Source organism: Bacteroidia bacterium (assembly GCA_039924845.1).
Classification (GTDB): domain Bacteria; phylum Bacteroidota; class Bacteroidia; order DATLTG01; family DATLTG01; genus DATLTG01.
Window position 1 is genome coordinate 1 of sequence record JBDTAC010000093.1, and the last position, 10696, is coordinate 10696.

At 36.4% G+C, this 10696-nt stretch carries 8 protein-coding genes; 1 reads left to right on the forward strand and 7 read right to left on the reverse strand.

Annotated elements, in window-relative coordinates:
* From sprA to ABIZ51_11375, 6 genes are all read right to left on the reverse strand, one after another.
* A partial coding sequence (gene sprA, locus ABIZ51_11350; protein MEO7089378.1) for a cell surface protein SprA occupies positions 1-2544 on the reverse strand: 2544 nt, incomplete at its 3' end.
* Positions 2545-2603: 59 nt separating this feature from the next.
* Positions 2604-3191 carry a Holliday junction branch migration protein RuvA gene (gene ruvA / locus ABIZ51_11355; GenBank protein ID MEO7089379.1) on the reverse strand — a complete coding sequence of 196 codons (588 nt, stop codon included), beginning with the start codon at positions 3189-3191 and terminating at the stop codon, positions 2604-2606.
* A gap of 71 nt (positions 3192-3262) precedes the next feature.
* Complete coding sequence (locus ABIZ51_11360; protein ID MEO7089380.1) at positions 3263-5530, reverse strand: NADP-dependent malic enzyme; 2268 nt, start codon at positions 5528-5530, stop codon at positions 3263-3265.
* A 153-nt stretch (positions 5531-5683) separates the two neighbouring features.
* Positions 5684-6925, reverse strand: coding sequence for an MFS transporter (locus tag ABIZ51_11365; GenBank protein MEO7089381.1), 1242 nt, complete (start codon positions 6923-6925; stop codon positions 5684-5686).
* 28 nt (positions 6926-6953) lie between these two features.
* A complete protein-coding gene (gene miaA / locus ABIZ51_11370) occupies positions 6954-7865 on the reverse strand; it encodes a tRNA (adenosine(37)-N6)-dimethylallyltransferase MiaA (protein ID MEO7089382.1) in 912 nt (303 codons plus the stop codon).
* 27 nt (positions 7866-7892) lie between these two features.
* A complete protein-coding gene (locus ABIZ51_11375) occupies positions 7893-8519 on the reverse strand; it encodes a hypothetical protein (GenBank protein MEO7089383.1) in 627 nt (208 codons plus the stop codon).
* Positions 8520-8663: 144 nt separating this feature from the next.
* Between ABIZ51_11375 and ABIZ51_11380 the strand changes: the two genes are divergently transcribed.
* Positions 8664-9479: a 2,3,4,5-tetrahydropyridine-2,6-dicarboxylate N-succinyltransferase gene (locus ABIZ51_11380; protein MEO7089384.1), complete on the forward strand. Its 816-nt coding sequence runs from the start codon at positions 8664-8666 to the stop codon at positions 9477-9479.
* 206 nt (positions 9480-9685) lie between these two features.
* Here the strand turns inward: ABIZ51_11380 and ABIZ51_11385 are convergent, their stop codons facing one another.
* Positions 9686-10654, reverse strand: coding sequence for a gliding motility-associated C-terminal domain-containing protein (locus ABIZ51_11385; GenBank protein MEO7089385.1), 969 nt, complete (start codon positions 10652-10654; stop codon positions 9686-9688).
* Positions 10655-10696 lie beyond the last annotated feature (42 nt).

Sequence of the window (10696 nt, forward strand, 5' to 3'; positions counted from 1 at the left end):
AATACTTGGATGTCCCGGTATAAGATCCGCAAATTCGCCCGTAGCTGTGATGGAAGAAGGAGCTTTTGTGTTTATAAAAGGAATTTTATCCACCAAACGTGTAAGAAAAGGAGCATCCGTTTTATAATTTCCATCAAAGCCAAAAATGGTATTTGAAATCGGTTCGTCTCCGATGTTTACTTTTGTTGTAAGTGGTTTTTCTGTGAGGTTCAGAATGGTGGCTCCTAAATTAAAATTTTTTGCAACTCGATAATCAAGATGTGTCCCTAACAAGGTTTTTGATTGGATGCTGAACAAAGAATTACTCTCTAAGGATATTTTTATCGGAACCCCTGAATTTAAGATTCCTTGGTTGATAATTTTAACCCTACCCAAAGTATAATCCACTGTATAATCTACATTTTCTACCAATTTTACACCTCCTGCAGTTACGGTTACTGATCCCTGTGGAACATTAACCGTATTAAGTGAAATATCTGAACTGGAAGAAGATTGATAGGAACCTTGAATGGTAAAGCGATCTAAATTCGGGAATTGCTGCGCTGCTGTTAGCGTTGAATCATACAGTTGTTGAAAAATATATTGCAGACCAATGGACGTTTGTTCTGCCGGTGTAAAACGGCTTAACAAATAATTTCCAAAAGGATCTAATACTGGAAAAAATATTCTGCCAGTAGTCGAATTAATGGTTACTCCCTCAATGTAATCGAAATTTCCATCTGGCTGTCTGTCCATTTGTGAATTGAGGTTATCTAAATCCAACACCTGTATCAGTGGTTTCCCATTTAAAGAACCTTGGGGGATGTAAGGAATATTTGTTCCTGTTCCCGGATTATTATATTGGATATTTAAAATAAAATTTTGCGGATTAATTTGATAAGCTCCCAAAGAATAAACATTCTTCATCATTAATTTCCATAAAGGAAGGAGTACGCTAACGTTTGTACTTTGAAGCATTTTTACTTCCAAATTATTAGGAGGAGCCAAATCGGTTGAAAATGTACCCACTTGAAATGTTTGTCCATTGAGTGTGTATTGATATGAAACAGCCAATACTTGATTGTAATTTAAAGGTTGAACTAAAGAAACAAAACCTAATTTAGCATTAAAAGTATATTCCGTAGTAGCCAATAATCGGGCATTACCCAAAATTTCAAAGTCTTTTACTTGTTGGAAACCCTTTCCTGTTAAGGTGTTTAATACTGTATTCAAGTTTAATATTCCAGTTCCGCCAGTGGAAGAGCTGGTAAACAAACTTGGGTTAAGTGAATTGGCAGTATTGGAAGGTAAATTTCCCGGCAAAGGTGTTTGATTAACATGCGATGGACTGGTAAGATTGCTTTGTCCTGCACTATTAACACCCGTTTCGCCCAAATCCGCCATAGCCACTATGTTGCGAATATTATTTGTAGAACCGGTGGTATTGGTAACCCAAACCTCTATTTTTGTGATATTGATACCAGAATTGATGATGGGCAAATTTGACAGCGCCGCATTGTAATTGTTTCTGAAATATTGCGACAAAAAATAATATTTATTTGCTTCGTAACTATCTGCCGAAAATGAAAAATTCGTAGTTTGCGCTCCCCCTGTTACATCTATTTCTGATTTCTGACCTTTTTCTTGAGAAAAAATAGTAGTTGCCGTCAATGCACCAAACTGTAATTGCGTTTTAATACCAAATAAACTTTGACTTCCTGTTATCAGCGATCCATTTAAAGGCAAACTCACATTTCCTGCTTCAATTTTTTTAATGATTTCATCTTCATAACCTGTGTATTCCAACTTCATTTGATTTTCAAAATCAAATGTTGCTTCTGTATTGTAATTGGTAGTTAGCTTGAGTTTATCTCCTATTTTTCCAATCACATTTAATTGTATTTTTTCATTGAAATCGAAGGTGCTTATTTTTCGCTGATTAACTGGCAATGCCGGATTTTGAGTGCGTGCAGTATTGGCGGCAAAAATTAGTTCTGCGGAACCTTGCGGACGAATATCTACAGTATTCCCGCCAAATATCCGATCAAACATTTTTCCATTAATATGAATCTTAGGAATAATGGCATGTCTTTGTTCCTGAGCATCTGCGTGCGTACGTTGTTTCCAATAATCCTTTACTTGCTGATCAAAAATATAATTCATGTAATCAGTGGAATCTAGCGATACGGGCGCGCGATAATCCAAACTTCCCATTTTTTGAGTTACAACGTATTGTCCAGTTACTGGATCATATTCTACATTTTGATGAATATTGGATGGATCTTTTAATCTCAATCCTCCATTTGGATCTCCCAAAGGATCTCCATAAGCCGCATGGTCTGAAAAAGAAAAAGGTAAATTAACAGTGGAATCTTCCGCTGCAGACGAACTATCACTACTTGCTACCGCTTTGTTATTTTTTGTTTTAATAGTGTCCATCCTGCTGCGAGCATTTGTCCGCGCAGGAATAGTTTTCCATTCGGGAATGTAAAAGGCTGCCGGACGCATGCCCGCATTGGTGTTATGAAACACCGCGAACAATGCTACCGAAAGTGACCCGATCAATAGGTATTTTAATAATTTTCTCAAACTTTCCCAGCCTGTTTATTGTTAGATAAACAGGTTTATAAATTTTTTAATGCTTGTTTTATCACTTGTTCTACTGAATCAGCGGCACCTTCTGTTTTTAATATTTTATCCACGGCCTTTTCCGCTGTATTTTTAGCAAAACCCAACATCACTAAAGCAGATAACGCTTCTTCTTTCAAAGTATTGTTTGAAGGAAGAAAAAAATCTGTACCAACCTCCATTTTGCCAAATTTGTCCTTCAAATCCACAATAATACGTTGTGCTGTTTTTTCGCCAATTCCCTTCACACTTTTTAAAAGTGCTACATTTCCGGAAACAATTGCCTGTTGAATTTCAGAGGCATTTAAAGACGATAACATCAATAAAGCACTTGTGCCTCCAACGCCAGATACAGATACCAATTGTCGAAATAAATGACGCTCCGACAAATCTGCAAAACCAAAAAAGCGCGGCATATCGTCTCGTATGTACATTTGCTCAGCATATAATTTACATTTTTCATTGAGACCAATTTTAGAAAAAGTGTTCAATGAAATTTGCAAAATATACCCTACTCCATTGCAATCAATAACTGCGTAAGTAGGCGTTTTTTCAACTAATTTTCCTTCAATGTGATGATACATTTCGTGTGAATTTTAACGTTAAGATTTCGGGTTTGAAAAAATATTTTTTCGAAGCCTGTTTTTTTGAAAAATTATTTTTTTGCTTGAGCATCAATAACAGCGATGGTTACCATGTTTACAATTTCACGAACAGAACTTCCCAATTGCAAAATATGTACGGGCTTTTTCATTCCGATAAGTATTGGACCAATTGCTTCCGCGCCACCCATTTCTTGCATCAATTTATAAGCGATATTCCCAGAAACAAGGTTCGGGAAAATGAGCGTATTCACTTTGTTATCCAATAATTCAGAAAACGGAAATTGCTCTTTCAACAAATCGTTGTTTAGGGCAAAATTCGCTTGTACATCGCCATCCACAATCATTCCTGGATAATTTTTATGCAATAACTCAACGGCAGTACGCACTTTTTCAGGTACTTCACCCTCTGCAGAACCAAAATTAGAATACGAAAGCATCGCAATTTTCGGCGTAATATTAAATTGCTTTACGGTATTGGCTGTAAGTACTGTAATATCTACTAAATCTTGAGCAGTCGGATTCACATTCATCGTTGTATCGGCAAAAAAGTAAGGACCTTGTTTCGTAATGAGAATGTACATTCCGGCAACGCGTTTCACGCCATCTTGCGTTCCGATAATTTGCAAAGCAGGACGAATTGGATCAGAATATTTTCGCGTTAAGCCAGATATCATCGCATCTGCAGCACCAGTTTCCACCATCATCGCACCAAAATAATTTCGTTCGCGCATTATTTTTCGTGCTTCGAAAAGTGTGTATCCTCTACGCTTCCTTTGATTGAAAAAGAAATCGCCAAAAGCATTTCTACGTTCTTCTTCGGCTTTGCTGCGCGGATCTATAATCGGAATATCGCCTAAATCGAGTTGATTTTCACTAATCAATTGTCGGATACGATCCGGATCTCCCAACAAAATAGGCTTCGCAATACCTTCGTCTTTCACTTGTTGCGCCGCTTTTAATATTTTATAATGATCTGCTTCCGTGAAAACAACTCTTTTTGGATTTTGTTTTGCTTTATTGGTGATACCTCTAATCAGCTTATTATCTAAGCCTAAACGATTAATTAGTTCTTGTTTGTACGCATCCCAATCGGTAATTTTATGTTGCGCCACGCCCGAATCCATCGCAGCTTTTGCTACGGCAGGTGCGACACAATAAATCAAGCGAGAATCCAAGGGTTTTGGGATAATGTATTGTGGACCAAAAACAATGTTTTTGGAATCATAGGCTAAATTTACGGCATCAGGAACGGGTTCTTTCGTCAAATTAGCAATAGCATAAACAGCTGCTAACTTCATCGCTTCATTGATTTGCGTAGCGCGCACATCTAAGGCTCCACGGAAAATAAACGGAAATCCTAAAACATTGTTTACTTGGTTAGGATGGTCGGATCTTCCGGTTGCGATAATAATATCTTTCCGTGCTAAAACAGCATCTTCGTAAGGTATTTCAGGATCGGGATTTGCAAGCGCAAAAACAATTGGATTTTCCGCCATGGATTGTAACATAGCCGCATTTACCACATTTCCTTTTGATAATCCAACAAACACATCCGCATCTTTCATTGCTTCTTCCAAGGTGTGGATATTTTTATCGGAGGCAAAATATTTTTTATGTTCGTCTAAATCTGTACGATCTTTACGGATAACGCCTTTACTGTCCAACATTACAATATTTTCTTTTTTCGCACCTACGGAAATATACAACTTCGCGCAAGAAATCGCGGAAGCTCCAGCTCCGTTTACGGTTATCCTAACTTTCGAAATATCTTTTTTAGCTACTTCCAAGGCATTGATAAGCGCTGCCGCAGAAATAATGGCGGTTCCATGTTGATCATCGTGCATAATCGGAATGTCTAATTCCTCTTTCAGTCTGCGTTCGATTTCAAAACATTCTGGAGCTTTTATATCTTCCAAATTAATTCCGCCAAACGTAGGCGAAATGGCTTTCACCGTATTTACAAACGTATCAATATCGTTCGCATCTACTTCAATATCAAACACATCTATATCTGCAAAAATTTTAAAAAGCAATCCTTTCCCTTCCATCACTGGTTTTGAAGCTGCCGGACCAATATTTCCCAAACCTAAAACAGCAGTTCCGTTAGAAATAACAGCAACCAAATTGCCTTTCGCGGTGTATTTATAAACATCTTCTTTGTTGGCTGCAATTTCCAAACACGGTTCCGCGACGCCTGGCGAATAAGCTAAAGATAAATCTCTTTGTGAACTATAAGGCTTTGTGGGGATTACCTCTATCTTCCCTGGTCTTCCTTGCGAGTGATAATCAAGCGCATCTTGCTTTCTAAATTTTATCATACCTGAATTTTAATTACAATTAGAACCAACAAATGTAACAATTCTTCTAAAAAATCTTTGATTATTTTTCAATAGATTTTTTAGATAAAATACAATGAAAAACACAAAGTATATTTTCAAAGCAAATCAAAACACCTATAAGTATTTTTTCGTTCAATCAATCAAACCTAATTTTTCGCGTTTGTTGTAATCTAAAATCAAAAAATAATACCAGATAACACCCACGGCGTAAAGCGCTGCGGTAATTAAGAAAACATTGACGTATGGAAAACCGTCATCTCTCAACACTTTAAAAATAAGCGCACTAAAAAACCAACTTCCCGACCAAATAGCAGACGTAAGCGCGCTAATAATTTCCTGATTTCTTTTTCCGACATAATTCATCACCAACTCGGATGTCATTGGTCCCGCCATGTTCATCAACGGTTGTCGTAACAAATAACAACCTACAGCAATGTAAATAGCAAACGTAAACATGCTGTAATATTGCGTAGTTGCCAATAAAATCAAGGCAATAACAGCCAATGATTGTGTTGTTGGAATGGCAATTTGATAGCCAAATTTCTTTTTAATTTTCGGAACAGAAATCGCACCAATAGCCACTAAAATAGCCGCAATGGAACTCATAAAAGCAAAATTTCCAGTGCTCATGTGATGTACGCTCGCGAAAAAAAGACTGATAAAAGGAATCGTTAAACCAGCGCCAACAGCGATAATCAGCGTTGGAAAAAGTGCCTTCATAATAATTCCCCAATCAAAATCAGAAAGGTCCATTCGCTTTTTGGTACTTCGTTGGATAATCTCATCTTTATTTATTTTATGAATAAAAAAAAGGCTTAAGAATCCCATGAAAGAAATAATAGTAAGCATTGTTTTCTCATTGAAATATGTAGGATTTATTTTACTGAAAGCCGCAATCATAAAGCCACTTAGAACGCCTGCAAAACTTCCGGTGGAATAACTTAAAGCAATTGCTTCTGTTTGAAATTGTTTTTTTTCGTTTCGTAAAATATATGGCAACACTGGAATTTGTATCAGCGTAAGCGAAACGCCCCATAAAAATTGCGATACATAAAGTAGCCAAATAATATGCTGTGAAATTGCAAAAATAATAAGCAAAGCGAATGTAGGAACGGAAAATCCAGCGGTGTAAAAAATATTTTTTAGTTTTCTTCCTTTGATAATTAAGCCGAGCGGAAATGCCAAACACAACACACCAAGAAAACGCAAAGACGTGAAACCCGCTATCAATCCATCGCTGTAGCCTTCTTCCTTCATAAATAAAGGTTGAATAACGAGGAAAGAAACATTGATCATTTGAATACAAAATTCTCCTGTAATCGCCATCAATACCGACTTTTGGAGTTTTCTGTAATCGCGTAAAATATCCCACATAGAACAAAAAATTATTTTTTTGAAGGGCTTATTCGGAAATTTTATTTTTGATGTACTGAATTATTTTTTCTTCTTCATCGGGCGAAAACCATTGATATTCCTTGTCTTTACGAAACCAAGTCAATTGCCTTTTCGCATACCTACGCGAATTTTGTTTGATTAAATCCACGGCTTCCTGCATCGAAATTTTATTTTCTATCGCTTCGAAAATTTCCTTGTAGCCGACAGTTTGTAAAGCATTTATATTTTTATGCGGATACATTTTTTTTACTTCTTCTTTCAAACCATTTTCCATCATTTCGTTCACGCGCTTGTCAATACGTTGATACAACTCATTTCTTGGAATGTTCAACGCAATTTTTACAATTTTAAAATCGCGCTCTTTCTTTTTCTTTTTCCGAAAAGAAGAATATGTTTTTCCAGTACTTAAACACACTTCCAGCGCGCGTATCAAGCGTTGCGGATTGGCTGTATCCATTTGCTGAAAATAATCAGGATCTATTTTTTCGAGTTGCGATTGCAAATACGTAATTCCTTTTTCATCCAATTCATTTTGTAATTTTTTTCGGATGACATTATTTTTTTCCGGCACTTCGTCAAAACCATTGCAAACAGCATCAATATACAAGCCAGAACCACCAGTCAAAAAAATAATTTTTTGAGTGTCCGAAAAATTATTTTTCAAAAGCGAAATCGCATCTTGCTCATACATTCCCACATTGTATTCCTCAAAAACAGAATGTGAATTGATAAAAAAATGAGGTACTTTTTGTAATTCTTCTGCAGAAGGTTTCGCAGTTCCGATAGAAATTTCTTTGAAGAATTGTCGCGAATCTGCCGATAAAATAATCGATTTAAAATGGGTTGCAAGGCGTATCGTTAGTGAAGTTTTCCCAACAGCCGTTGGGCCAGCAATCACTACCAGAAAATTATTTTTCATTTTCCTTTATACCTTTTCGGGCTTGCTTCATAATTCCTCCGCATGTTCATTGTCTCCAAATTCAGAAGCTCCAAAATCTTCTTCTTCGCCTTCTGGTTTTTCTTCTGGATCGCCTTCTTCTAAATCATCGTTGCTCGGATCACGTTCATCGTATTTTTCTTCTGAATGGAATATTTTTTCTTTCGACGGATGTTCTTCTTCGTCATCCGCTTCCTCAGGAAGTACAACTAGCTTGTATTGACGAGGTGCTGCGCCTACACTTTTAAAAAGTTTCGGATAACTTTCTTTCGGATCGTCCGTAATTATTTTCACTAATTCCAAACAAAAACTCCAAGCAGCATCGTCTAAATCATACACATAAATTATTTTTTGATGTGGATCTTCAATATAGGCAGCTATTTTAGCCGTTTTCATTTGCTTTGCCGGAGAATTATTTTTCGATTTGTCAGACGATTCTTTTCGATTCGTTAACTCCAATCCTTTACGCCAATAATCATCACTCATGTAAAAAGAAGCCGCATGAATGCTATCAAAATTCATTGACTTTAAAATAAACTCGTGCAAGTTTTCAAACGTTTGCACAGATTTAATTTCAATTTCGCGGTAAATATCTTCGTTGTCTTCCAGCGTTACTCTAAATCGGTAAGCAGCCATAGTTAAGCGTTTTCAGTTAAACTTATTTTTAAAATTTAAGTTCACTAAAGTATTTATTATTTCTCAGAAAAATAAAAATCTCTTTGTTTTTTCTTAGAAATGGTTTATTTACATTTGCCAGCGTAAATTAATCTCTTAAAAAAAATGGTCGAAATCAAAGTGTTTATAGAAAAAGTATGGGACAATCGCGAATTACTGAAAGACGATAAGACACAACAAGTCATTCGTTCCGTAATTGACGACCTCGACAAAGGAAAACTACGCGTAGCGCAACCTTTAGGAGACGATTGGCAAGTAAACGAATGGGTGAAAAAAGCAGTTATTCTTTATTTTCCGATACAACGCATGGTAAGCAGCGAAGTCGGGATTTTTGAATATTACGATAAAATGAATTTGAAGATAAATTACGAATCTTTAGGCGTACGTGTTGTTCCGCCAGCTGTGGCGCGTTACGGAGCATATCTCGCGAAAGGCGTTATCCTGATGCCGAGTTACGTAAACATTGGCGCGTACGTGGATAGCGGAACGATGGTGGACACGTGGGCAACTGTTGGTTCTTGTGCGCAAGTGGGAAAAAACGTGCATTTAAGTGGCGGCGTAGGATTAGGCGGCGTATTGGAACCCATACAAGCTGCTCCGGTAATTATTGAAGACGATTGTTTTATTGGTTCGAGATGTATTGTGGTAGAAGGCGTGAGAGTGCAAAAACAGGCGGTTTTGGGTGCGAATGTAGTGCTCACAAAATCTACTAAAATTATTGATGTTACTGGAAATGAACCCAAGGAATACAAAGGAATTGTTCCTTCGCGTTCTGTGGTGATTCCAGGTTCTTATACTAAAAAGTTTCCTGCCGGAGATTTCCAAGTGCCTTGCGCGCTTATTATCGGACAACGGAAAGAAAGTACTGATTTAAAAACTTCTTTAAACGATGCTTTGCGCGATTTTAACGTTGCTGTTTGATTTTTGATTTTTAATTGCTTTTTCTTTTGCCTTGAAGCAACAGAAACAAAAATTCAAGGCTTGACTTTCTCATTTCATTTTAGCTTCCTGAAAGCTATTCATCGGATGATTTCCTCGTATTCATCACGCTTTCATTTTGCTAAAACCGTATTCGAAATCCTATGCCGTTGCTTTTAATTCTGCATTCTTAATTTTGCATTCTGCATTTACTTTATCACTTCAAGGAACCCTTTCTTTACTTCCTTATTTGGTAAAGTTAATAGGTAATAATACGTTCCTGCATTTACTTCATCCGCTTTCCAATTGTTTTGATAATTGAGGCTTTGGTAAACGTTATTACCCCAACGGTTGTATATAGTAAGCTCTGCATTTTGTGGTAAGTTCTCAATATAAAAATAATCATTTTTGCCATCGTTGTTGGGTGTAATTACATTGGGTATTTGTATTGTATCACTTGTTGTTACTGTATCATCACACTCCATTACACTTACATCATCTATGTAATAATAGACAGAAGGATATAAGCTATCAGTTCCAACAAAAAGGAGTGAAGAGTTTGTTATGGACGAATCTTCAAAATTGCCAATGGTAATATATTTATAGGTAGAATCTGCTTTAAAAGATTCACTGTATTCTATCCAATTTATAGTATCGGTAACATAATTTATATCTTTTATTTGTGGATTAAATGGAAGTTTTCCATAAGTTGATCTATATGGCTGTTTTGTTGAAAAATAAATTCCAATATTATTTATTGCGTATTCGGAAGAATCGGAAAGATTTAAAAAAAAACTTACGCAATAGTTATGATTTATTTTTAAACTATCTGTAAGTTTTACTTGGAGATATTCCCTAAAATCAGATGTGTTTGGAGGAAACTTAACTGCCACAAAAATACCAACATAAGCATTTCCCGTATGAGCTTGTTGATACCCTTGATAATTAGAAGGAACATTTGCACTAAAGGGAGAGGTGTCAGGGCTGCAGGTGTTAAAATAATCTGGAGTTCCTAATGTTGGGCTTTCCCAAGGTGTTGCGTCAATTATATCAGAAATAGAAGAAGGACAAGTAGAGTAATTTTCAAAGCTGGGATTAGGAACAAGGTTTATTTGCGCTTTTGTTGTAAAAGCCAAGAGGCAAAGCGAAAAAAGTAATAGAAAGAATGTTTTTTTCATCTGTTAGTTCAAATCAAAGATACAGTTTTTCCTATGGTCTTA